A 22281-nucleotide genomic window follows, 5' to 3' on the forward strand; every position below is an offset into this window, starting at 1 on the left:
GTTACCTTACTTCTTCTTAGCCTCTTTGGTACGCACGACTTCGTCGGCGTAACGGACACCCTTGCCTTTATAAGGCTCAGGACGACGGTAGGCACGTAAATCCGCAGCAACCTGACCGATAACCTGTTTATCAGCGCCTTTCAGCACGATTTCAGTTTGGGTCGGACATTCTGCAGTGATGCCTTCCGGCAGTTGATGATCGACCGGGTGAGAGAAGCCTAAGGCTAAATTCACCACGTTGCCTTTAACAGCAGCACGATAACCAACACCTACCAGTTGAAGCTTTTTAGTGAAGCCGTCGGTAACACCTACAACCATAGAGTTCAACAGTGCACGAGTGGTACCCGCTTGGGCCCAACCGTCTACAGCGCCTTCGCGTGGAGCGAAAGTCAGTGTATTTTCTTCCTGCTTAACTACAACAGCGTCATGGATAGTACGTGACAGCTCGCCGTTTTTACCCTTAATCGAAATAACCTGACCGTTGAGTTTTACCTCTACGCCGGCAGGAATGACGACGGGTGCTTTTGCAACACGAGACATTCTTTCCTCCCAATTAAGCTACGTAGCAGATAATCTCGCCACCAAGACCAGCCTGGCGAGCTGCACGATCGGTCATAACACCTTTAGAGGTAGAAATAACAGCGATACCCATACCGGCCATAACTTTTGGCAGCTCATCTTTTTTCTTGTAGATGCGCAGGCCTGGACGGCTGATACGTTGAATGCTTTCTACCACTGCCTTGCCCTGGAAGTACTTCAGTACTAATTCCAGTTCAGGCTTAGCGTCGCCTTCGATTTTAAATTCTTCAATGTAGCCTTCTTCCTTCAGCACGTTGGCAATAGCCACTTTCAGCTTGGAGGAAGGCATGGTGACCGCAACTTTGTTCGCGGCTTGACCGTTACGGATACGGGTCAGCATATCCGCGATCGGATCTTGCATGCTCATCTGTCTTTACTCCCGTGATTCAATTGGTGACAATTACCAGCTAGCCTTCTTAAGACCCGGAATTTCACCGCGCATAGCGGCTTCACGGACCTTAATACGGCTCAACCCGAACTTCCGCAGGAAAGCATGCGGACGACCAGTTTGACGGCAGCGGTTACGCTGACGAGACGGGCTGGAATCACGCGGCAGAGACTGCAGCTTAAGAACTGCATCCCAACGATCTTCGTCGGATGAGTTCACACCAGAGATAATAGCTTTCAATTCCTCGCGTTTAGCGCGGTATTTATCAGCCAGTTTTACGCGAACGACTTCGCGTGCTTTCATGGATTGCTTAGCCATTAGTAACCCTGCCTTACTTGCGGAACGGGAAGTTAAAGGCTGTCAGCAATGCACGGCCTTCATCATCGGATTTCGCAGTAGTGGTGATAGTAATATCTAAACCACGAACGCGATCGACTTTATCATAATCGATTTCCGGGAAGATGATCTGTTCACGCACGCCCATGCTGTAGTTACCACGACCATCGAAAGACTTAGCAGACAAGCCGCGGAAGTCACGAATACGTGGAACAGCAATGGAGACCAGACGCTCAAAGAACTCCCACATGCGTTCGCCGCGGAGGGTTACTTTACAGCCGATCGGATAGCCCTGACGAATTTTGAAGCCTGCAACTGATTTGCGTGCTTTGGTGATCAACGGTTTTTGACCGGAGATTGCTGCCAGGTCAGCTGCTGCGTTATCCAGCAGTTTCTTGTCAGCGATCGCTTCACCAACACCCATGTTCAGGGTGATCTTCTCGACCCGAGGGACTTGCATGACAGAATTGTAACCAAACTCAGCCATGAGTTTTTTTACGACATCGTCTTTGTAGTAATCATGCAGTTTCGCCATCGTACTACTCCAAATTACTTGATAGTTACGCTGTTAGATTTGAAGAAACGGACTTTTTTGCCATCTTCGAATCTAAAGCCTACACGGTCCGCCTTACCAGTAGCCGTGTTGAAGAGAGCAACGTTAGAAACCGGAATTGCAGCTTCTTTTTCAACGATGCCGCCTGGTTGGTTCAGGGCCGGTACAGGCTTCTGATGTTTCTTAACCAGGTTGATACCTTCAACAATGACTTTGCCAGAAGACAGTACATTTTTTACTTTACCGCGCTTACCTTTATCTTTACCGGTAAGCAGGATAACTTCGTCATCACGACGGATTTTCGCTGCCATGGTTCGCTCCTTAGAGTACTTCTGGTGCCAGAGAGATAATTTTCATGAACTTCTCATTACGCAGTTCACGAGTTACCGGCCCAAAAATACGCGTGCCGATTGGCTGCTCGCTGTTATTGTTTAAAATAACGCATGCATTACCATCGAAGCGAATGACAGAACCGTCCGGGCGACGAACACCCTTCTTGGTGCGCACCACTACCGCCTTCAGCACATCGCCTTTCTTCACCTTACCGCGAGGAATTGCTTCCTTGATGGTAATTTTGATGATGTCGCCGACGCCTGCGTAGCGACGGTGCGAGCCACCTAGAACCTTGATACACATTACGCGACGTGCACCGGAGTTGTCGGCCACGGTCAGCATAGTCTGTTCTTGGATCATGTTAGTGCTCCGCTAATGTCAACTACAACTTTAGGACCCAGGATAGGTCGTTAAGAAATCCCCACAATATGAGGGCGCGGCATTATAACACCGGTTCCCGATTATGGGTAGAAAAAATAAACGGCCCACGTACATGAGCCGTTTATCTATTTTTGAGAGGCGCTACTGTATTACAGAATCGCTTTCTCTACAACGCGAACCAAGGTCCAAGACTTAGTCTTAGACAGTGGACGGCATTCGCTGATTTCCACAACGTCGCCGATACCACATTCATTGTTCTCGTCATGTACGTGCAATTTAGTCGTACGTTTGATGAACTTACCGTAAATCGGGTGTTTCACCACGCGCTCAATCGCAACAACAATGGATTTTTCCATTTTGTTACTGATTACACGACCCTGCAGAGTACGGATCTTGTCAGTCATTACGCACCCGCCTTTTCAGTCAGTAAAGTTTTCACACGTGCTACATCACGACGCACTTGCTTCAACAGGTGTGTTTGCTGCAACTGGCCGCTTGCCGTTTGCATGCGCAGGTTAAACTGCTCACGCAAAAGGTTCAGCAACTCAGTGTTCAGCTCTTCCACGCTTTTTTCGCGCAGCTCTTGTGCTTTCATTACATCACCGTCTTAGTTACAAAGGTGGTTTTGATAGGCAGTTTGGCTGCTGCCAGCTGGAAGGCTTCACGAGCCAGCTCTTCAGGCACACCGTCCATTTCGTACAGGACTTTACCAGGCTGGATCAAAGCAACCCAATACTCTACGTTGCCTTTACCTTTACCCATACGAACTTCGAGCGGTTTCTCGGTGATCGGTTTGTCCGGGAATACTCGGATCCAGATCTTACCTTGACGCTTAACTGCACGGGTCATCGCACGACGTGCTGCTTCAATTTGACGAGCAGTCAGACGACCACGGCCAACAGCTTTCAGACCGTAAGTGCCGAAGCTCACATCCGTACCTTGCGCAAGACCACGGTTGCGGCCCTTGTGCACCTTACGGAATTTTGTACGCTTTGGTTGTAACATCAGCGACTCTCCTTACTTGCGGCCTTTACGCTGCTGCTTTTTAGGTTGAGCAGCCGGTTCCGGTTGTTCAACTGCAGCCATACCACCCAGGATCTCACCTTTGAAGATCCATACCTTAACGCCGATTACACCGTAAGTGGTGTGCGCTTCAGATGTGTTGTAATCGATATCCGCACGCAGAGTGTGCAACGGAACACGACCTTCACGGTACCATTCAGTACGCGCGATTTCAGCACCGCCAAGACGGCCGCTTACTTCAACTTTGATACCTTTAGCGCCAAGACGCATTGCGTTCTGTACTGCACGCTTCATAGCACGACGGAACATAACACGACGTTCCAGCTGTGAAGTGATGCTGTCAGCAACCAATTTTGCGTCCAGTTCCGGTTTACGGACTTCGGCGATGTTAATCTGCGCAGGAACGCCAGCGATATCCGCTACGACCTTACGCAGTTTTTCGACATCTTCGCCTTTCTTGCCGATAACGATGCCAGGACGAGCAGTGTGAATAGTCACACGGATGCTCTTCGCTGGACGCTCGATAACGATGCGAGAAACGGAAGCTTTCGCCAATTCCTTAGTCAGGAACTGACGAACTTTAAAGTCGCCGTCCAGGTTGTCAGCGAAATCTTTGGTATTTGCATACCAAGTAGAGTTCCAAGGTTTGACAATACCCAGTCGAATACCATTAGGATGTACTTTCTGACCCATTGCTAGTCTCCAGAGTCTCAGCGATCGGACACAACCACAGTAATGTGGCTGGTGCGCTTCAGAATGCGATCTGCACGACCTTTAGCACGCGGCATAATGCGCTTCATGCTTGGGCCTTCGTCTACGAAAATCTTCGTGACTTTCAGATCATCGATGTCAGCGCCATCGTTGTGTTCTGCGTTAGCAATGGCAGACTCCAGTACCTTCTTAACCAGACCAGCAGCTTTCTTGTTGGTATAGGCCAGAGTTTCCAGAGCTTGCGACACTTTCTTACCGCGAATCAGGTCAGCAACAAGGCGAACCTTCTGAGCAGAAGAACGAGCGTGGCGATGTTTAGCGATAGTTTCCATCTCTTCCTCCTACCTTAGCGCTTTTTAGCTTTTTTATCAGCCGCATGGCCGCGATAAGTACGAGTCGGCGCGAATTCACCCAGTTTGTGACCGACCATTTCATCGGAAACAAATACTGGTACGTGCTGACGACCATTATGGACAGCGATGGTCAAACCGATCATGTTAGGAAAGATCGTTGAACGACGGGACCAAGTGCGCAAAGGCTTCTTGTCACCGCTTTCCACCGCTTTCTCTACCTTCTTCAGCAAGTGCAGGTCAATAAAAGGACCTTTCTTGAGAGAACGTGGCATGGCTTATCCTCTAATTATTTTTTACTACGGCGACGTACAATGAATTTATCAGTACGCTTGTTGCTACGGGTCTTCTTACCTTTGGTTTGAACGCCCCATGGAGTTACCGGGTGCTTACCAAAGTTACGACCTTCACCACCACCGTGTGGGTGATCGACTGGGTTCATCGCAGTACCGCGAACGGTAGGACGAATACCACGCCAACGAGCAGCACCTGCTTTACCCAGAACGCGAAGCATATGTTCAGAGTTACCGACTTCACCTAAGGTGGCGCGGCAATCAACTTGAACTTTACGCATTTCGCCAGAGCGCAGACGCAGAGTTACGTAGGAACCGTCACGAGCAACGATCTGAACGTAGGCACCGGCTGAGCGAGCCATCTGGCCGCCTTTACCTGGTTTCATTTCTACGTTATGAACCGTTGAACCTACTGGGATGTTGCGCATAGGCAGGGTGTTACCTGTCTTGATTGCAGCATCAACACCAGATTGGATCTGGTCACCCACTTTCAGGCCTTTCGGCGCCAGGATGTAACGGCGTTCGCCGTCTTTGTACAGAACCAGCGCGATATTCGCGGAACGGTTCGGATCGTACTCCAGACGCTCAACCACTGCAGCGATACCATCTTTGTTGCGTTTGAAGTCAACCAGACGATAATGCTGTTTGTGGCCACCACCGATATGACGGGTGGTGATACGGCCATTGTTGTTACGGCCACCGCTTTTGCTCAGTTTTTCAAGCAGCGGAGCATAAGGTTTACCCTTGTGCAGCTCAGGGTTAACCACTTTAACAACGTGGCGACGACCCGGAGATGTAGGTTTACATTTAACAATTGCCATTGTTCTTACTCCTCCGACTTACTCAGCGCCGCTGATGAAGTCCAGATTCTGGCCTTCTTTCAGGGTTACGTAAGCTTTTTTCCAGTCGCTACGACGACCAACACGCTGACCGTGACGTTTAACTTTGCCTTTAACCAGCAAGGTGTTCACATCTTCGACTTCGACTTCAAACAGTTTCGAAACCGCAGCTTTGATTTCCGCTTTAGTCGCGTCTTTGGCAACTTTGAGAACGATGGTATTGTTCTTTTCCATCGCAGTAGACGCTTTTTCAGAAACGTGCGGCGCGCGCAGCACTTTCAGCAGACGTTCTTCACGAATCATGCCAGCATCTCCTCAACTTGCTTCACAGCGTCAGCAGTCATAACTACTTTGTCGAAGGCGATCAGGCTTACTGGATCGATACCTGCTACATCGCGAACGTCAACCTTGTACAGGTTACGTGCGGCCAGGAACAGATTCTCGTCGACTTCGCCAGTTACAATCAGCACGTCTTCCAGAGCCATGTCTTTCAGTTTCTGTGCCAGCAGCTTAGTTTTAGGCGCTTCTACAGAGAACGTCTCGACAACGATCAAACGATCTTGACGTACCAGTTCGGACAGGATGCTTTTCAGCGCTCCGCGGTACATCTTTTTATTTACTTTTTGACTGTGGTCCTGTGGCTTTGCAGCGAAGGTTACACCACCGGAACGCCAGATCGGGCTCTTTACAGAACCTGAACGCGCACGGCCAGTACCTTTCTGACGCCAAGGTTTTTTACCGGAACCGGTTACTTCAGCACGGGTCTTCTGAGCGCGAGTACCTTGACGGGCACCTGCTGCATAAGCAACAACGACCTGGTGTACCAGCGCTTCATTGAAATCACGCCCGAAGGTAGTTTCGGAAACAGTCAGCGCGCTCTGCGCGTCTTTCACTACTAATTCCATTCCTATCTCCTCGACGTTAAGCCTTAACAGCAGGTTTAACGATCAGGTTGCCACCGGTAGCACCCGGAACAGCACCCTTGACCAGCAGCAGGTTGCGCTCAGCGTCAACACGTACTACGTCCAGGCTTTGAACGGTTACACGCTCGTTACCCAGTTGGCCTGCCATTTTCTTGCCTTTGAACACTTTGCCCGGAGTCTGGTTCTGACCGATAGAACCCGGAACACGGTGAGACAAGGAGTTACCATGGGTAGCGTCTTGGGTACGGAAATTCCAGCGCTTAACTGTGCCAGCAAAACCTTTACCTTTAGAAGTACCGGTAACATCAACTTTCTTAACGTCTGCGAAAATTTCAACGCTAATGTTCTGACCTGCAGTGAACTCTTCACCTTCTGCAAGGCGGAATTCCCACAGACCGCGGCCAGCTTCTACGCCAGCTTTAGCGAAGTGACCCGCTTCTGGTTTGGTTACACGGTTAGCTTTTTTGCTACCAGTAGTAACCTGCACAGCGCGGTAACCGTCGTTGTCCAGGTCTTTGACCTGAGTAACGCGGTTTGCTTCAATTTCGATAACGGTTACAGGGATAGAAACGCCATCTTCAGTGAAGATACGAGTCATACCCACTTTCTTACCGACTAAACCAATCATTGTTTCAACCTCTCAATCGCTCAATGACCCTGATTAACCCAGGCTGATCTGCACGTCTACACCAGCAGCCAGATCCAGACGCATCAGAGCATCAACGGTTTTCTCGGTTGGCTCAACGATGTCAACCAGACGCTTGTGAGTGCGAATTTCATACTGATCGCGCGCATCTTTATTGACGTGCGGAGAAATCAGGATGGTAAAGCGCTCTTTGCGGGTCGGCAGCGGGATTGGACCACGAACTTGCGCACCAGTGCGCTTCGCAGTCTCAACGATTTCCGCAGTTGATTGATCGATCAGACGATGATCAAACGCTTTCAGGCGGATACGGATTCTTTGGTTCTGCATGAGACCAGAGCTCCAATTATTTTAAACGTAAATGATTACTCCTCAAACCCATTTCGATTGATGGGAGAGTGTAATCGTTCTTCACATAACCCCCATATCGGGAGTATTGTTGACCGGCAAGTAAACTTATCGGCCATCTGATTCTCATTGAACCAGGCCTACCAAGATTAGGTAAGCCCGCGCATTATACTTAAACACCAGTAAGAAGCAATCCGAACTACAAAAAAAATGCTTTTATTTTGCGCTCTTCTCTTCTTGTTGCTGTTCCAACATCGCTTTTTCCAACCACTCTTGTAATGGTATATCCGGGCTTCCCTCAACTAACTTCATGATTTGACTTTCATCGCTTTCGCCTGTCGGCGCCTCTTCCGGAGCCTCATTTTCCATAGATGAAGTATCTTCCAGCAGTTGTTCATCAGCATTTGTATCGTCATCACTATCGGCCGACTGACTAACAGCAGGCATCGCTTTGTCCTGATAGATGTAATGTAAGGGGGATTGCTTATAAGGAAGACGGGATTCTTCACTGACACCTATCCGGTAACTCTGCCAGTTAAGATAACTTATATTAAGATAAGCCCCTGCCATCGCACCTGCCAACAAGCATAGGCAACCTAATCCCAGAGAATAAAGGCTTTTTCTGAGCGGGCGATGCACTACCACCTTCACTTTTTGTTTGTTTAAATGGCTTGTGTAAGCCGATAAATGAATGTTTTGCATTTTAACCTAGAGCTCTTCTTCTGTAAGCAGCACGGGCATGTTGCCGGTACGTTTAGCGATTTGCATCAGTGTGCCCTTACCTACCCTTCCATCAACAATAAGACCTTCCCGTTGTTGGAATAATTTAACCTTCCTGATCAAATCTTTGTCCCACTGACCCGTTTTACCGAATGGCAGGTTCAGGATTTTGCTCAGTGTCATATCTAACCAAGCGGTGTCAGCTTCAGGGCTTGTATTGTTGATGGCGTTTTTACCGCTCGGAGTCTGCGGGAATAACTGAATATATTCGCCACCCCAAACTTCGTTAAACCAGCTGCGCTGAACCGTCCACGTCTCATCTTTAATAAGAATATCTAACTCCTCATCAGTGACCTTCACAACGGTAACGTACACGGTCTGTTTATCTGCTGTAATCGGACTTAACCAAGGAATTCCGTCCTGGACTAAGGTCTCTAAGGTTGCCTTGCCCTTTTTACAGGTGAGCTGTGCACGTACAGCCTGATCACAGAACGCATCATTAGTTGGCACGTCATAACCCCACACCTGAAAGAGCTGACGCATTCCGTTACGCTCGTTACTTCCAACATCACTCAGTTTTTTGGCCGCAGCAGGGATTTCGTGCAGCCTTTCGGAAAACGTCGCCAACAGCGGGAGGTATGGCTTTACATAGCCTAAATAAGTCCATCCCAAAACACTGCCTAAAAGCATGTAGCACGCAATGAGAAACGTGAGACATTTCCTTTTGCCAGGCGTCAGTCCTCGGGCTTCGAGGCAGACTTTCATTTGCCGATAAGTGACTGACTGTGTTTTTTCTGCATATGCGCTGTTCAATGAGTCTGTTGCCAGTTCATTAATAAGCCGAAACTTACCACCAGCGGCAGTGTGCAACAATTTAACGAGTGGTTTGTTAAAAAGGGTTGGCTCCCCTCCGGCTGATTGCATCCTTTGGGACAGATAGTCCGAGGTTTCTGCGAGACTCATTGGAGACAGAGAGTAAACCGCATATGGTAGCCCCATCTTATGGCGCCTGCCGCGGCTTTTACTCCCCTTATGTTCTTCTACTAGCAGGAATGAGACACGCAGAGATTGCGGATAAGTTTTGAATGTACGTAAAAACTCATAACTTTCTGCCGTGAGGTTTTCAGCATTATCGATCACGACCAACCAGGGCTCTGCGGGGTCCGCATTGTGGACAAAGGATTCTGCAATTCGCATAGTGAGAATCGAGGCTGGTAATGTTTGCCATTTCTTTAAATGAAAACAAAAGGCTAGTAATTGTCCAAGGCTTTCACTGTCTGCGCCATTCAAAGACGCTGCACTTAAATTCAATACCCGGCATTGACTTTTTCTGGCAATCTCGTGCGCCAGTCGCGTTTTACCAACACCTTTGTTACCACCGATTATCGCGATACCTCCCTGACTCAACTTCAGCAGAATAAAATCCTGAGCGGCCAACAAACGTATATTATTGAAATAATTACCTTCCAAAAAGGGAAGCGTGACAAAATTAAAGTAATCGCGGTACATACCAATACCCATAACCATTTATACATTCAATGAATGTTTTTAAATAAAAAACCGAAAGAGGAATAAATCTGAAAATCAAGAAACACAACCTCATTCGTATTGAACATGTATTAATGTGAATCAATGTTTTTCTGCGTATAATATAGCCTAATAAGTAACCCACTGGAATAACGAAAGCACAAGGGAATGATCCAATACATGCATGCCATCTGGAATAAAGGGCATCGGCCAAAGCTATCATTGAAGACAGGAATGTTTATTGTCATTACATTCATACTCACAATGATTTGTTGCTCAACAATCGCTGTTACTGTGCTAAATAGCAGGGAAAGTTTTGGGTTCCTGCCCAAGACCTCCACCGACGCCAAAATTTTTATCAATATACCCGGCACACTATTTGAAAAACGCAGAAATGCAGTGATTAAAGAGGTAACTCGATCACCAGCGACTAGCGTTAAGCTTCCCTTATTCCTTAAGGGAGTTCTGACAAGTACTGACAGTCGGCGCTCACTGGCTATTCTTCAAGGACCATCGGGTCAGCATAGTTACCGTGAAGGTGAAAAGCTTGCTGATGTGGAAAACGCTTACTTGCAGTCAGTAAAACCAGACGAAGTTTTAATACGCACCCCCAAGGGAACAGCGATTTTATACCTCAGTGATAAAGCTCAGGATAATAAACGCCCAGAACCACAAAAACAGAGGGCAAACAAAGAACACGCAAAATACTTAATGCATTATTTAGTTGCCAACCCCGTATATAAAGATGAGAAACTTACAGGTTATAGATTCAATCCCAAAACGAGCAGCAATGTTTATCTTAGAGCGGGACTTATTCCAGGCGAGTTCGTCATCAAAATAAATGGGCAATCTCTCGACGACACTGCAACAGCAGATAAATACATTGAACAACTGGCAAGCCTGAGGGATGTACAACTTACCGTTCTGAGAGAAAATCAACTTCAGAATATCTATATAAATCTAGCTACTATCGAAACATCGTTGGATACAGAAAGTCATGAAGAAGTTCATTAACTCTCTCCTAGTAAAGGCATGCATATTATTTGCCACCCTTCCAGGGATTGTACACGCGGAAGAGTTTACTGCGAGCTTTAAGGGCACGGATATTAAAGAGTTTATTGATACGGTAAGTAAAAATCTGAATAAAACTATCCTTATCGATCCCTCCGTGCAGGGAACTGTTTCTGTCAGAAGTTATGATGTTTTGAATGAAGAACAATACTATCAATTTTTTCTCAGCGTGCTGGATGTCTATGGTTTTGCTGTGATCCCCATGGATAACGGGCTACTGAAGGTCGTACGTTCAGCGAATGCGAAAATGTCTGGCGTGCCCATTGCAGACAAAAACAGCCCCGGTAAGGGAGATGAAATTATCACCCGCGTCGTAACGCTTCTTAATGTGCCGGTCAGAGAGTTGGCACCTTTGCTTCGCCAGATGAATGACAGTACCGGAGTAGGGAATGTTGTTCATTACGAACCTTCCAATGTTTTGCTTCTGACGGGCCGGGCATCTGTGGTCAACCGGCTTATTAAGCTTGTCGAACGCGTTGACGCGATGGGTGACCAGCAAAGGCAAACCATTAAACTAAAATATGCTTCTGCCCCGGAAATGGCTGAGATGATGAACAACCTGGTTCGCGAGGAATCTAAAGGACAATCATCGTCCATATTACAAGCCAAAATCGTCGCGGATGAGAGAACCAACACCCTAATCATCAGCGGGCCAGAAGGCGTGCGCAGCCGCGCAGCAAAACTGGTTAGTCAGCTTGATAAAGACCAGTCATCTCAGGGCAATACGCGTGTTTTCTATCTGAAATATGCCAAAGCGGAAAAAATCGTTCCCGTACTTACTGGCATCACAGAAGAGATGAAAGAAGGCAAAACAGCTCAGCCTTCCGGCGCGTCTAACAAGCCGATGAGCATCACTGCAGATGAACAAACAAACTCCATCGTCATTACTGCACAGCAGGATGTGATGCAGTCACTCGAACAGGTCATCACCAAGCTCGATATCCGCCGTGCACAGGTGTTAGTCGAAGCCATTATTGTCGAAGTACAGGATGGCAACGGGCTTAATCTGGGTATCCAGTGGAGCAACAACCAGGTTGGCGGAACACAATTTACCGGAACCGGCGCGCCAATATCGACCGTTGCGGCCGGAGTTCGCCAGTACAAAAAAGAGGGCATTATCAGCAGCGATAATCCTCTGAGCAGCACTTTGCAGACCTTCAATGGCATGACCGCAGGCTTCTTTAGCGGTGACTGGAATGTCTTACTCACTGCGTTATCCACCAGTAATAAAAACGATATTCTTGCCACCCCAAGCATTGTCACTCTCGATAATAAAGAAGCCTCATTCAACGTCGGTCAGGAAGTCCCCTCCCTGTCCGGCTCACAAACCACATCTGGCGATAACATTTATAGCAGCGTGGTTTACAAAACCGTCGGCACAAAATTAAAGGTCACTCCGCAGATCAATGAAGGTGACTCTGTGCTGATGGAAATCGAACAGGAAGTTTCCAGCGTTGATACTTCAACTAACTCTAGTCTTGGTCCGACCTTCAATACCCGAACCATTTCCAATGCCGTGCTGGTTCGTACGGGTGAAACTGTAGTCCTGGGCGGTTTGCTGGATGACAGTACCAAAGAAACCAAATCCAAAGTTCCTCTGTTGGGTGATATTCCGTGGATAGGCAATTTGTTCCGCTATACCAGCACTGAATCAGCAAAACGTAATCTGATGGTGTTTATCAGGCCGACCATTATTCGTGATGATGAGGTTTACTCTTCCATTTCCAATAAGAAATATTCGCACTTTCAAAAAATTCAAAAAACGCGTCAGGATGAGGACCATCAGGATCTGCTCACGCCAAATACCCGTTCTATTTTGCCTGACTATCCTGAAAACAATGTGCCAAAAGCATCCATATCCACCACGCCTGATGACGGCAAACCTCGTAATCCGTTTAGTGGATAAACCATGAACAGTGATAACGAAGTGCTATATAGACCCGTTGTGGAACACGCCTCCCCTGTTCTGCCTTATACCTACGCCAAACAAAAAGGCGTAACGCTGCTTGATAACGTGCTTTTTTGCCGACAGGACATTTCAGTGGAAACACTGCTCGAAGTACGTCGGATCATGGGTGAAATAACGGCGGTCGAAATAGTGGAAACGACATTGTTCGATGAAAAGTTATCAGCAACCTACCAGCGTAGCAGCGGCGAGTCACAACAAATCATTGATGATATCGATAACGAGGTCGATCTTCTGTCTTTGTCTGAGGAATTACCTGATAACGAAGACTTACTGGCCAGTGATGAAAATTCGCCGATCATCCGTCTGATTAATGCGGTGCTTTCTGAAGCAGTCAAAGAGGGTGCTTCGGATATCCATATCGAAACCTTCGAACGCATGCTCAGTATCCGGTTTCGTATCGATGGCGTCTTACGGCAAATCCTGCAACCGGCTCGCAAGCTGGCACCGTTCTTGGTATCGCGCATCAAGGTGATGGCGAAACTGGATATCGCTGAAAAACGTTTACCTCAGGATGGTCGCATTTCGTTACGTATCGGTCACCGGGCGATTGATATCCGCGTATCGACCATTCCAGCTCAATATGGTGAGCGCGTGGTGATGCGCCTTTTGGATAAAAATAATTTATGTCTTGAGATTCCACAACTTGGTCTGTCGCCACAGGACGAGCAACAGCTATCGGCATTAATCCGTAAACCTCACGGGATCATTCTGGTCACCGGGCCGACCGGTTCAGGTAAAAGCACGACTCTGTACGCGGTTCTTTCTGCACTCAACAATAACGAGCGTAACATTCTTACTGTCGAAGACCCGATTGAGTATGAACTGGAGGGCGTGGGGCAAACGCAAGTTAACCCCCGTGTAGAAATGACATTTGCGCTCGGTTTGCGGGCGATTTTGCGTCAGGACCCGGATGTAGTCATGGTCGGTGAGATCCGCGACAATGAAACAGCTCAAATCGCGGTGCAGGCTTCACTGACCGGCCATCTGGTGATGTCAACATTGCATACAAATAGTGCCGTCGGTGCCATTACCCGTTTACGGGATATGGGTCTGGAGCCCTTCCTTCTCGCCTCCTCCTTATTAGGCGTGGTGGCTCAGCGACTCGTGCGACGCCTTTGCCCGCATTGTACCCGACAGTCCCCGTTAGATGTGTCTCACATTCCTTTATTCCACTTTCTGCCTGAACCACCAGCCACTGTTTTTAAAGCCGTCGGATGTTCTCAATGCCATTTCACGGGCTATAAAGGCAGGGCGGCTATCCACGAATGCATGGTTGTTGATAACGCTATACGTCAGGCTATTCATGAGAATCAGGATGAATTTTCCATTGAGAACATTCATCGCAAAACTGCCCGAAGCTTGCGGGAAAATGGACTGCTTAAAACCATTAGCGGCGAGACTACGCTGGAAGAAGTGATCAGAGTTACTGCCGAACAAGAGATAGCGACACGGGGAACGCCCTCATGAGCCGCTTCGCCTTTCATGCAATCACCCCGACGGGCAAGACGCAGCGAGGAGTGATTGATGCCGATTCTCTCCGCCTGGCGCGCCAGATTGTCCGCGAGCGGGGTTTAACGCTTCTTGAAATAAAGCAGGTGGGCAACTCGCTGACAACTCTAAATAGTAAAAATAAAGGATTGAAAACGCGTGTCCCTTCACATGCCATTTCACTATTCTCACGTCAGCTCGCCACATTAACCAATGCAGCCCTGCCCGTAGAAGCCGCACTTGCCGTTATTGCCCGCCAAACCGAGCACGCCGGACTCACGCAAGTGCTGACCGCTGTGCGTAACAAAGTGGTGGAGGGACATACGCTAGCCGATGCATTATCTGATTTTCCTCGCCTATTTGATCCGATGTTCAGAACACTGGTCACGGCAGGTGAACGAACCGGACAACTCGGCACCGTACTGGAAAAAATGGCGGATTATTATGAAATCCGCCAGCAAATCAAAAGCAAGTTGTCGCAAGCCATGATTTACCCGGCCATGCTCACCATCATTGCCATTCTAGTGATTGTTATTTTGCTGGTTGCCGTCGTCCCGCAAATCATTGAACAGTTTGTGCATATGAAACATACGCTGCCCATCTCCACCCGTATTTTAATTGGCGTCAGTGGTTTCCTGGAACGTACATGGTGGGTGATTGCCATAGTGGTTATCGCTTTCATCGCTACCTTCAGGCTGGCTCTGCGCCGTAAGCATAATCTTATGCGTTTTCATACGGCGTTGCTCGGTGTTGTCGTTTTAGGGCCACTGATCAGGGCCATCAATAGTGCCCGATATGCCCGGACTCTCAGTATCTTGCAATCGAGCGGCGTTCCTTTACTTGATGCGATGAAAATCTCAACAGAAGGGATAACTAACCGCCGGATCCATTATTTACTTACCCAAGCGGCAGAACATGTTCGTCAGGGCAGCTCACTCTTTGCTGTTCTGGAACAAACCCGCCTCTTCCCACCCATGATGCTCTACATGATTGCTTCCGGTGAACAAAGCGGGCGTCTTGGCGAGCTTATGGCACACGCAGCAGACAATCAGGACAAGCTGATGCAACACCAGCTTTCAATGGTATTGGCGCTATTTGAACCACTGCTGATTGTCACTATGGCCAGTATTGTTTTATTCATCATCATGTCGATTTTACAACCGATTCTCCAGCTTAATAACCTGGTCAGTTAAAGGTATCATTCCATGTTAAACATTCAAGAAAATCAGTATATTGGCACTCAGAAGCAACAAGGCTTTACATTAATCGAACTGATGGTGGTTATCGTCATTCTCGGGGTGCTGGCAGCGCTCGTTGTTCCTAATGTAATGGGCAACAAAGAACGGGCAGATACCCAAAAAGCCGTCAGCGATATTGTCGCCCTCGAGAACGCCCTCGACATGTATAAGCTGGATAACCATCGCTATCCAACAACCGAACAAACGCTTGAAGCCCTTGTAACCCTGCCCACGATCAACCCGCTACCTGCCAATTATCGTAACGATGGATACATAAAGCGTTTGCCAGCCGATCCCTGGGGCAACGAATACATGTTGGTCAGTCCAGGTGAACATGGGGCTATCGATGTCTTTTCTGCAGGGCCTGACAGTGAGCCCAACACCGCAGATGACATAAAGAACTGGGTTGAGAAGGATCACTAACCTTGTCCGCGGTCAAACAATCCGGCTTTACGCTGCTGGAAATACTGATGGTAATGGCCATTTTCGCCATTGCGGCAGGGGTTGTGGTCATGGTTTTACCGTCTGACAACTCACAAATCCAACGCGCTGAGCAAATGAAAACAGTGATGGAATATGCTGCTGAGCGCGCAGTGCTGGAAGGAAAACCGCTCGGGCTTTCCTTAACGGCCGGCGCTTATCAGTTTGTGGTTTTAGGTGGCACGCTAACGTTGATTCCACTAACACGTGAGCCTCAGTGGCAAGAAATTGAATCTTCCCGCATGCCTGTCAGCGGTGAATTTGCGGAAAATGAAACCCTTTCGCTCAGCCCTTTAGCCCTCAATAAATCTATCAACCGCCCACCACAAATTGTTTTTATGCCCGACGGAACACTTTCAGTCTTTGAACTCAGTTTTTCTTCTTCTGCATCTGAACCGGCCTGTTGCAGCATCATTTCTGAAGGACGACTGCCACTGATATTCAATGTCAGAAGGTCTGGAAAATAATGCGTATACCTTCAACGTGTAGTGTTAAAAATCAGCAAGGTATGACTCTGATTGAAGTAATCATTGCCCTCGGCATCTTCGCCACGGCGGCTCTGGCATTACTGAATAGCCTGAGTTCGCAAATGAGCGCAGTAGATCATTTTCGAACTTCTCTCTTTGCCAGCTGGGTTGCTGAAAATACGCTGATAGAAACACAGATCAAAGCGGAAAAAAAAGAAAAAAGACGAGTAACACTAGCCGGGCAGGAATGGTTTGTTGAACAGAAACATACCCTTGATAGAGAGAACAACATTAGCCAGAACCAGGTACGCGTTCTTCAGGTAGAAGATGCCCATTCACCGATCCTTTCGGTGAGCCGCTGGACTCAGATAATGGCAGAGAAGCCATGAGCAGCCAGCAGCCAGCCAAACAACAAGGTTTCACGCTGATAGAAGTCATGATTGCGATGACGATATTTGCGCTTCTCAGCCTGCTGGCCTATCAGATCCTTTCCGCATCAGTTAAAAACAGTGAAATAGCACAAGAACACACGGCAAGACTGACCGGAATTCAGACTACATTTTCTTTGCTGGAACGGGATCTGATCCAGATATTGCCACGGCAAACCGATGTGGCAGGAGCTCTTTTATCAGCCTCTGAGACATCATTAAGTTTTACAACTATTGGCAGTTATTCTGCATCAGCCCCCTTGTCTGCCAGTGATCTTACACGGGTTACCTGGACATTTACCGATCACACACTGACGCGCAGCGCACAATCTCTTCCGTCCCAGCCACTGACTGATTCATCAGCGATAACGCCCTTTACCCTGCTGACAGGCGTAAGTTCTTTGCATTGGCGATTCTATTCCGGCGGCTGGACCAACAGCTGGAGCAAAACGGATTCTTTTCCAAAAGTCATCGAACTCATTGTCACGCTGGAAGATATGGGTGAAATACGCCGGTTATTCCTCCTGCCCCAAATAATTGAGGAGACGAAGGCAGAGTCAGCTGATAAGCCGTCTGAGCAAGCAAGTTCTGAATCCGCAGCTCCGGTGTCCTTAAACGGGGAGAACACCAACGATGAGTAAGCAACAGGGTGTGGCGCTACTGATCGTCTTAATGATCCTTGCCATCATGGCTGCATTAGCGGCAAAAATGACGCTGCAATTTCAGGTCAGCCAGCACCGCCAAAGCTGGTTACTCAATCAACAGCAATTACGCTGGCTAACCTTTGCCGCTGAAGAAATCGCCCTGCCGAGACTGAAAAAAGAACTTACCGAAAACCCTGTTCAAAACAACCTCGATCAGTTTGCCGTTCAGCAAGGGCACTTCACCGGCCAGGATGGATTTTCAGTGGACTATATTATTGCGGATGGACAAAACTGTTTTAACATTAACAGCCTGCGTAATAACGAGCCTGACACGACGATAGAGGGTGAACCATACAATACGCAGGTACTGAAACAACTTCTTCTCGATGCGCAGGCAACATCCGTTGAAACCGAGCGGTTCGCTGATACCCTCAGCGATTATCTTGATGCCGATAACGAGACCCGAACATCCGGTGCGGAATCCGAGTATTACGAAACGCTGATACCGCCCCGCGCTGCAGCTAATCAACGTCTTTTTTCCCTGAATGAGCTGGCGCTGCTGCCCGACCTCCCTCTTCTGCCACTCAAAAAAATCCGACATCAGCTTTGCACTCTCCCCGAAGAGTTTCAGCAAATTAATGTGAATATGCTGACCGAAGAACAGGCTCCTCTGTTAAGCGCCTTATTTCTTGGCGGTATTAATCAGGAGGATGCAATCAGATTAATTTCAGCGCGACCGCGCAGAGGCTGGGTTTCTGTTGACGCTTTTCTGAAAGAGGCGAAGAAACAGCGTTTTAGTCTGGAAATCCAAAGCAGCGAATTAAAACCGCTGCTGACGGTACGCAGCCAATACTTCGTCCTCTATACGCTAGGCCGGTTTGAAGAACAGCAAAATGCTATGAGCAGTTTTGTGCAATTCAATCCAAAGGATTCAAAAATCAAAATTTATCAACGTCGCTATCGGGTAATTGAGTAAATGGAACAACTTCATCTGGCCAACAGGCTGTTTATCAGGGCTGGTACTACGCCAGAGCACTCACTCTATTGGTTCACGGATAAGGCAGAATGTGACAACGATATCCATTGCCTGCCGGATACCGAACATTTATCAGAACTCGCCACACAACCTGCGGCACGTAATGTTTGTCTGTTCATCCCGGCCAGTGAAATAGTTTTCCGTCAGATCGCTCTGCCTCAACACGCAAACAAAATTACTCGCCAGATGATTGGCCATCTTACTGAAGAAAGTATTGCCAGTGATGTCGATACGTTGCATTGGGTTGAGCTTTATCGAGAAAAACAGACACTCTTTGTGGCGGGTATTGAATCAGATTATTTAAGAAACTGGCTTCGGCTATTTAGCGATGCAGGGCTGACAATAAGGCACATTTATATTGATGCCTTGCTGCTGCCCAGGCATGAAGAAGGCTGGTCGATAATGAAGCTTGATAAGCAGTGGCTCCTTCGACAGTCGGAATATTCAGGCTGTCAGGTTGAGCAGGTATTACTCGATACCCTACTTAAAATCGCAACGCCGGAGACATTACATTACTACGGAGATGAGAAATCGATTTCTCCTGGCTGGGTGCGCGCTGATCTGCCTTTTCATCCCCTGATTATGATGAAGAATAACTGTCCGTCAGCAGTGAATCTGCTGCAGGGCGAGTTCGCCGTGCGTAAAGAAGAATCCGCCTGGGAACGTCATCTGCTACGGGTGGCAACCAGCATGGCGATACTCACGGTGCTAGTGATTATCGGCGCCAAACTTTTCACCTGGTGGCAGATTTCTCAGCAAGAATCATTACTGAAAAAAGAGATGCTTGCACTTCATCAAACCTGGTTTCCGCAGGACAAACACACCCGTAATCTGAAGTTCTATTTTGAACAAAATATGAAAAAGGCACCCACAGCCTTTCTTCCTGCACTGGCAAAACTCACGGCTTATCATGGGCAGAGCCCGCAAATTGACATAGATAAATTAGATTTTCAGCAAGAGACGAAACAGTTCACTCTGCAGATTACTACAGGTGACCGGGCGGCGATTGATGATTTCGTCGAACGGACCGAAAGCGATTTTCACTTTGCCATTTCTAAGTTAGCCACGTCATCAGCGGGTATCACCGCCACGCTAACTCAGCGGAGTAAATCATGAAACAGTGGCTGATGCTTAAAAATGAACGGGAAAGATGGCTGATACTGGTTGCCGCTTTTCTGTTGGCAGTAACTTGCATCTGGTACGGTATTTTAACCCCGCTCAACAACCAGATCGCCCAATCCCGGGCACGGGTCAACACGCAACATCACCAGCTTGAATGGATGATTCAGCAAACCCAGCGTCTCGGGGCACCTTCCGGACTGCGAGTTAAGACAGAAAAGCTGACGGAAGCTATTAACACCTCAGCGGCAGGTTTATCCCTGCAACTTCCTAAGACTACTCAGAATGAACGGGGAGTCGCCCTAAGCTTTGAGCAGATCCCTTACACCACCCTTTTACGCTGGCTTGAAATTCTCAATAAGGAATACGGTATTCAGGTCGTGGCCATCTCAATAGTGACAGGTAACGGACCAACAGGAAGCGTCAGTGTTCCTCAACTCACACTGCGTTAACGGGCAGATGTCATAACAAGGAAGATATTTAGCATGGACGGAGGATGGCAGCAATTGTCTTATATCACATCATTACCCGACGGGTTTTATCACACCTGCGTCGCTGTTTTGGGATTGCTGCTGGGCAGCTTTCTTAATGTCGTCGTTTATCGCTTGCCGCTGATGATTCAGAACGATGGTCAACTGACAGAGCATGGCTTTAATCTGAGCCTTCCGGCATCACACTGCCCCGCCTGTATACATCCGCTAAAATACTGGCAGAATATTCCGGTTTTGAGCTGGTTGTTGTTACGGGGGAAATGCCATTATTGCAAAGCCACGATCTCTAAAAGGTACCCCCTTACAGAAGCAGGATGCGCCGCCATGTTTCTTGGTCTGTCGTTTCTGTTTACCACTCCCCTGAGTTTATTCAGTGCCTTATTACTGTTCTGGTTTCTTCTGGCATTAAGCCTGATTGATTTGGCAACTTACCTGCTTCCTGACCGGTTGACACTGCCCTTGCTGTGGGCCGGGTTACTCGTCCACTCTCTGTACGGCAGCGTGACACTTCAGAATGCATTATATGGCGCGGTCGCAGGTTATCTGGCGTTGTGGTTTTTGTACTGGAGTGTCAAGTTAGTCAGCGGCAAAGAGGGAATGGGGTACGGGGATTTTAAACTCCTGGCAGCACTTGGCGCCTGGGTGGGCTGGCAGATGTTGCCATATCTGTGTATTCTCGCCGCACTTGCGGGGATCGTTTTCACACTGGTAAGGGTAAGTATTTATAAAATGTCAGAGCAAACGCCTTTCGGACCCTGCCTGGCACTGGCTGGTGCGCTGATTTACATCAGCCAGGAGAGCAAAACAATCTGGCTGATGTTGAGTTAATACAGCAGAAATTACTGGGATTCTTCTTTCAGCTGAGACTGGATGTAGTTCTGAATGCCAATACGCCCGATGAGTTCCAGTTCGGTTTCCAGCCAGTCGATGTGATGCTCTTCATCCGCCAGGATATTAATCATTAAATCGCGGCTGACGTAATCGTGCACCGAGTCAGCATAAGCAATGCCTTCGCGTAAATCCTTCGCCCCTTCAAGTTCCAGCAGCAAATCAGATTTCAGCATTTCCTCAACATCTTCACCAATATTGAGTTTGCCGAGATCCTGCAGGTTAGGAAGCCCTTCCAGGAAGAGGATCCGCTCAATATAGATATCGGCATGTTTCATTTCATCAATGGATTCGTGATATTCGATACCGTTGAGACGCATCAGTCCCCAGTTTTTAAACATACGGGCATGCAAAAAGTACTGATTGATAGCAACCAGTTCATTTCCAAGAAGTTTATTGAGGTGTGCAATGACTTTTTTATCGCCTTTCATAGGTAACTCCTCCGTTCCGGTATCTAAAGCGTAGATCCGGTTCAGAGTAAGTCAAAAAAAAGGCACACTTTTTAACTAAGTATTTTTACGCGATGTTTTTGAACTCAGGAATTTGCTGTAATTCATCTTCCATTATTTGTCGCGCCGCACGAACACATTTGCCACATTGCGTTCCTACCGGAACAAAACTCCTCAACTGTTGGAACGTTTGCGGCTGGTAACGTCTGACTGCCTGTCTGATCGTTTTATCACTGACTGAATTGCACAAACACACGTACATATAAACCACGCTTCGCATAAATCTTGAACTAACTGTAAATGAGAATGGTTATTATTGCAAATGCAGTTTGAACGCTTTTGCACACAAATTTTAGGCAATAAAAAAGGGTGCCGAAGCACCCTTTTTTTGCTCTTAATTATCAGCGATTAAGCGATAACTTTAGCAACAACACCAGCGCCTACAGTACGGCCGCCTTCACGGATTGCGAAACGCAGACCGTCATCCATCGCGATTGGGTGGATCAGGGTAACAACCATGTTCACGTTGTCACCAGGCATAACCATCTCAACGCCTTCTGGCAGTT

The 22281-nt window shown here is 47.9% G+C and carries 33 protein-coding genes and 1 pseudogene; 12 read left to right on the forward strand and 22 right to left on the reverse strand.

Annotated features, from left to right (window positions below; genetic code table 11):
• Nucleotides 1–6: 6 nt before the first annotated feature.
• The 19 genes from rplF to AACU55_RS13905 form a co-directional block, all read right to left on the reverse strand.
• Nucleotides 7–540 (reverse strand): 50S ribosomal protein L6, encoded by a 534-nt coding sequence (gene rplF / locus AACU55_RS13815; protein ID WP_013573698.1) that lies wholly within the window; start codon nucleotides 538–540, stop codon nucleotides 7–9.
• Between the two features lie 13 nt (nucleotides 541–553).
• Entirely contained in the window at nucleotides 554–946 is a 393-nt protein-coding gene (rpsH, locus tag AACU55_RS13820; RefSeq protein WP_013573697.1) for a 30S ribosomal protein S8, read from the reverse strand.
• Between the two features lie 33 nt (nucleotides 947–979).
• On the reverse strand, nucleotides 980–1285 hold the full coding sequence (rpsN, locus tag AACU55_RS13825; RefSeq protein ID WP_013573696.1) for a 30S ribosomal protein S14: 306 nt from the start codon (nucleotides 1283–1285) through the stop codon (nucleotides 980–982).
• Nucleotides 1286–1298: 13 nt separating this feature from the next.
• Complete coding sequence (gene rplE, locus AACU55_RS13830) at nucleotides 1299–1838, reverse strand: 50S ribosomal protein L5 (protein WP_013573695.1); 540 nt, start codon at nucleotides 1836–1838, stop codon at nucleotides 1299–1301.
• 14 nt (nucleotides 1839–1852) lie between these two features.
• Complete coding sequence (rplX, locus tag AACU55_RS13835; protein ID WP_013573694.1) at nucleotides 1853–2167, reverse strand: 50S ribosomal protein L24; 315 nt, start codon at nucleotides 2165–2167, stop codon at nucleotides 1853–1855.
• A 10-nt stretch (nucleotides 2168–2177) separates the two neighbouring features.
• Nucleotides 2178–2549 carry a 50S ribosomal protein L14 gene (gene rplN / locus AACU55_RS13840; protein WP_008457164.1) on the reverse strand — a complete coding sequence of 124 codons (372 nt, stop codon included), beginning with the start codon at nucleotides 2547–2549 and terminating at the stop codon, nucleotides 2178–2180.
• A 170-nt stretch (nucleotides 2550–2719) separates the two neighbouring features.
• Nucleotides 2720–2974: a 30S ribosomal protein S17 gene (gene rpsQ, locus AACU55_RS13845; RefSeq protein ID WP_013573693.1), complete on the reverse strand. Its 255-nt coding sequence runs from the start codon at nucleotides 2972–2974 to the stop codon at nucleotides 2720–2722.
• Complete coding sequence (gene rpmC, locus AACU55_RS13850; protein ID WP_013573692.1) at nucleotides 2974–3165, reverse strand: 50S ribosomal protein L29; 192 nt, start codon at nucleotides 3163–3165, stop codon at nucleotides 2974–2976. Before rpmC ends, rpsQ begins: the two co-directional genes overlap by 1 nt.
• The gene (gene rplP / locus AACU55_RS13855) at nucleotides 3165–3575 is read right to left on the reverse strand and encodes a 50S ribosomal protein L16 (RefSeq protein ID WP_009639183.1); all 411 of its coding nucleotides are present in this window, start codon (nucleotides 3573–3575) and stop codon (nucleotides 3165–3167) included. Before rplP ends, rpmC begins: the two co-directional genes overlap by 1 nt.
• Before the next feature lie 12 nt (nucleotides 3576–3587).
• Entirely contained in the window at nucleotides 3588–4286 is a 699-nt protein-coding gene (rpsC, locus tag AACU55_RS13860; RefSeq protein WP_013573691.1) for a 30S ribosomal protein S3, read from the reverse strand.
• A gap of 17 nt (nucleotides 4287–4303) precedes the next feature.
• Entirely contained in the window at nucleotides 4304–4636 is a 333-nt protein-coding gene (gene rplV / locus AACU55_RS13865; RefSeq protein ID WP_004391423.1) for a 50S ribosomal protein L22, read from the reverse strand.
• A 14-nt stretch (nucleotides 4637–4650) separates the two neighbouring features.
• Nucleotides 4651–4929 (reverse strand): 30S ribosomal protein S19, encoded by a 279-nt coding sequence (gene rpsS, locus AACU55_RS13870; protein WP_004929772.1) that lies wholly within the window; start codon nucleotides 4927–4929, stop codon nucleotides 4651–4653.
• A 14-nt stretch (nucleotides 4930–4943) separates the two neighbouring features.
• Nucleotides 4944–5768, reverse strand: coding sequence for a 50S ribosomal protein L2 (gene rplB, locus AACU55_RS13875; RefSeq protein WP_013573690.1), 825 nt, complete (start codon nucleotides 5766–5768; stop codon nucleotides 4944–4946).
• A gap of 18 nt (nucleotides 5769–5786) precedes the next feature.
• Nucleotides 5787–6089 carry a 50S ribosomal protein L23 gene (rplW, locus tag AACU55_RS13880; RefSeq protein WP_013573689.1) on the reverse strand — a complete coding sequence of 101 codons (303 nt, stop codon included), beginning with the start codon at nucleotides 6087–6089 and terminating at the stop codon, nucleotides 5787–5789.
• A complete protein-coding gene (gene rplD / locus AACU55_RS13885; protein WP_013573688.1) occupies nucleotides 6086–6691 on the reverse strand; it encodes a 50S ribosomal protein L4 in 606 nt (201 codons plus the stop codon). The genes rplW and rplD overlap by 4 nt, the downstream gene beginning before the upstream one ends.
• A 16-nt stretch (nucleotides 6692–6707) precedes the next feature.
• On the reverse strand, nucleotides 6708–7337 hold the full coding sequence (rplC, locus tag AACU55_RS13890; RefSeq protein ID WP_013573687.1) for a 50S ribosomal protein L3: 630 nt from the start codon (nucleotides 7335–7337) through the stop codon (nucleotides 6708–6710).
• Nucleotides 7338–7370: 33 nt separating this feature from the next.
• Nucleotides 7371–7682 carry a 30S ribosomal protein S10 gene (rpsJ, locus tag AACU55_RS13895; protein WP_009639175.1) on the reverse strand — a complete coding sequence of 104 codons (312 nt, stop codon included), beginning with the start codon at nucleotides 7680–7682 and terminating at the stop codon, nucleotides 7371–7373.
• A 234-nt stretch (nucleotides 7683–7916) separates the two neighbouring features.
• The gene (locus tag AACU55_RS13900) at nucleotides 7917–8402 is read right to left on the reverse strand and encodes a hypothetical protein (protein ID WP_134707063.1); all 486 of its coding nucleotides are present in this window, start codon (nucleotides 8400–8402) and stop codon (nucleotides 7917–7919) included.
• A gap of 6 nt (nucleotides 8403–8408) precedes the next feature.
• On the reverse strand, nucleotides 8409–9929 hold the full coding sequence (locus AACU55_RS13905) for an ExeA family protein (protein WP_240785699.1): 1521 nt from the start codon (nucleotides 9927–9929) through the stop codon (nucleotides 8409–8411).
• A gap of 198 nt (nucleotides 9930–10127) precedes the next feature.
• Between AACU55_RS13905 and gspC the strand changes: the two genes are divergently transcribed.
• From gspC to AACU55_RS13965, 12 genes are read left to right on the forward strand one after another with little or no spacing between them, the layout of a single operon-like run.
• On the forward strand, nucleotides 10128–10961 hold the full coding sequence (gspC, locus tag AACU55_RS13910; protein WP_134707065.1) for a type II secretion system protein GspC: 834 nt from the start codon (nucleotides 10128–10130) through the stop codon (nucleotides 10959–10961).
• Nucleotides 10945–12924: a type II secretion system secretin GspD gene (gspD, locus tag AACU55_RS13915; RefSeq protein ID WP_134707066.1), complete on the forward strand. Its 1980-nt coding sequence runs from the start codon at nucleotides 10945–10947 to the stop codon at nucleotides 12922–12924. The genes gspC and gspD overlap by 17 nt, the downstream gene beginning before the upstream one ends.
• Nucleotides 12925–12927: 3 nt before the next feature.
• The gene (gene gspE / locus AACU55_RS13920) at nucleotides 12928–14454 is read left to right on the forward strand and encodes a type II secretion system ATPase GspE (RefSeq protein WP_037035592.1); all 1527 of its coding nucleotides are present in this window, start codon (nucleotides 12928–12930) and stop codon (nucleotides 14452–14454) included.
• Nucleotides 14451–15668: a type II secretion system inner membrane protein GspF gene (gspF, locus tag AACU55_RS13925; protein WP_134707067.1), complete on the forward strand. Its 1218-nt coding sequence runs from the start codon at nucleotides 14451–14453 to the stop codon at nucleotides 15666–15668. The genes gspE and gspF overlap by 4 nt, the downstream gene beginning before the upstream one ends.
• Nucleotides 15669–15680: 12 nt before the next feature.
• Nucleotides 15681–16136: a type II secretion system major pseudopilin GspG gene (gene gspG / locus AACU55_RS13930; RefSeq protein WP_134707068.1), complete on the forward strand. Its 456-nt coding sequence runs from the start codon at nucleotides 15681–15683 to the stop codon at nucleotides 16134–16136.
• A gap of 2 nt (nucleotides 16137–16138) precedes the next feature.
• A complete protein-coding gene (gene gspH / locus AACU55_RS13935; protein ID WP_037035596.1) occupies nucleotides 16139–16660 on the forward strand; it encodes a type II secretion system minor pseudopilin GspH in 522 nt (173 codons plus the stop codon).
• The gene (gene gspI, locus AACU55_RS13940) at nucleotides 16660–17049 is read left to right on the forward strand and encodes a type II secretion system minor pseudopilin GspI (protein ID WP_134707069.1); all 390 of its coding nucleotides are present in this window, start codon (nucleotides 16660–16662) and stop codon (nucleotides 17047–17049) included. Before gspH ends, gspI begins: the two co-directional genes overlap by 1 nt.
• A complete protein-coding gene (gspJ, locus tag AACU55_RS13945; RefSeq protein WP_134707070.1) occupies nucleotides 17046–17729 on the forward strand; it encodes a type II secretion system minor pseudopilin GspJ in 684 nt (227 codons plus the stop codon). The genes gspI and gspJ overlap by 4 nt, the downstream gene beginning before the upstream one ends.
• A gap of 10 nt (nucleotides 17730–17739) precedes the next feature.
• Entirely contained in the window at nucleotides 17740–18708 is a 969-nt protein-coding gene (gene gspK, locus AACU55_RS13950; protein ID WP_240785700.1) for a type II secretion system minor pseudopilin GspK, read from the forward strand.
• The gene (gene gspL, locus AACU55_RS13955; RefSeq protein ID WP_037035602.1) at nucleotides 18709–19884 is read left to right on the forward strand and encodes a type II secretion system protein GspL; all 1176 of its coding nucleotides are present in this window, start codon (nucleotides 18709–18711) and stop codon (nucleotides 19882–19884) included. It abuts the gene before it with no gap.
• A complete protein-coding gene (gene gspM, locus AACU55_RS13960; protein ID WP_013573674.1) occupies nucleotides 19881–20339 on the forward strand; it encodes a type II secretion system protein GspM in 459 nt (152 codons plus the stop codon). Before gspL ends, gspM begins: the two co-directional genes overlap by 4 nt.
• Nucleotides 20340–20372: 33 nt before the next feature.
• Nucleotides 20373–21206 (forward strand): prepilin peptidase, encoded by an 834-nt coding sequence (locus AACU55_RS13965; protein WP_051931060.1) that lies wholly within the window; start codon nucleotides 20373–20375, stop codon nucleotides 21204–21206.
• Between the two features lie 11 nt (nucleotides 21207–21217).
• Here the strand turns inward: AACU55_RS13965 and bfr are convergent, their stop codons facing one another.
• The 3 genes and pseudogenes from bfr to tuf all read right to left on the reverse strand — a co-directional run.
• Nucleotides 21218–21697, reverse strand: a complete 480-nt coding sequence (bfr, locus tag AACU55_RS13970) for a bacterioferritin (RefSeq protein ID WP_013573672.1) — start codon at nucleotides 21695–21697, stop codon at nucleotides 21218–21220.
• An 85-nt stretch (nucleotides 21698–21782) separates the two neighbouring features.
• Nucleotides 21783–21977 carry a bacterioferritin-associated ferredoxin gene (bfd, locus tag AACU55_RS13975; RefSeq protein ID WP_013573671.1) on the reverse strand — a complete coding sequence of 65 codons (195 nt, stop codon included), beginning with the start codon at nucleotides 21975–21977 and terminating at the stop codon, nucleotides 21783–21785.
• Between the two features lie 146 nt (nucleotides 21978–22123).
• Nucleotides 22124–22281: pseudogene (tuf, locus tag AACU55_RS13980) on the reverse strand (elongation factor Tu); the annotation flags it as partial.

Source organism: Rahnella sp. CJA17(1/100), assembly GCF_963881615.1.
GTDB classification, from domain to species: Bacteria; Pseudomonadota; Gammaproteobacteria; order Enterobacterales; family Enterobacteriaceae; genus Rahnella; species Rahnella aceris.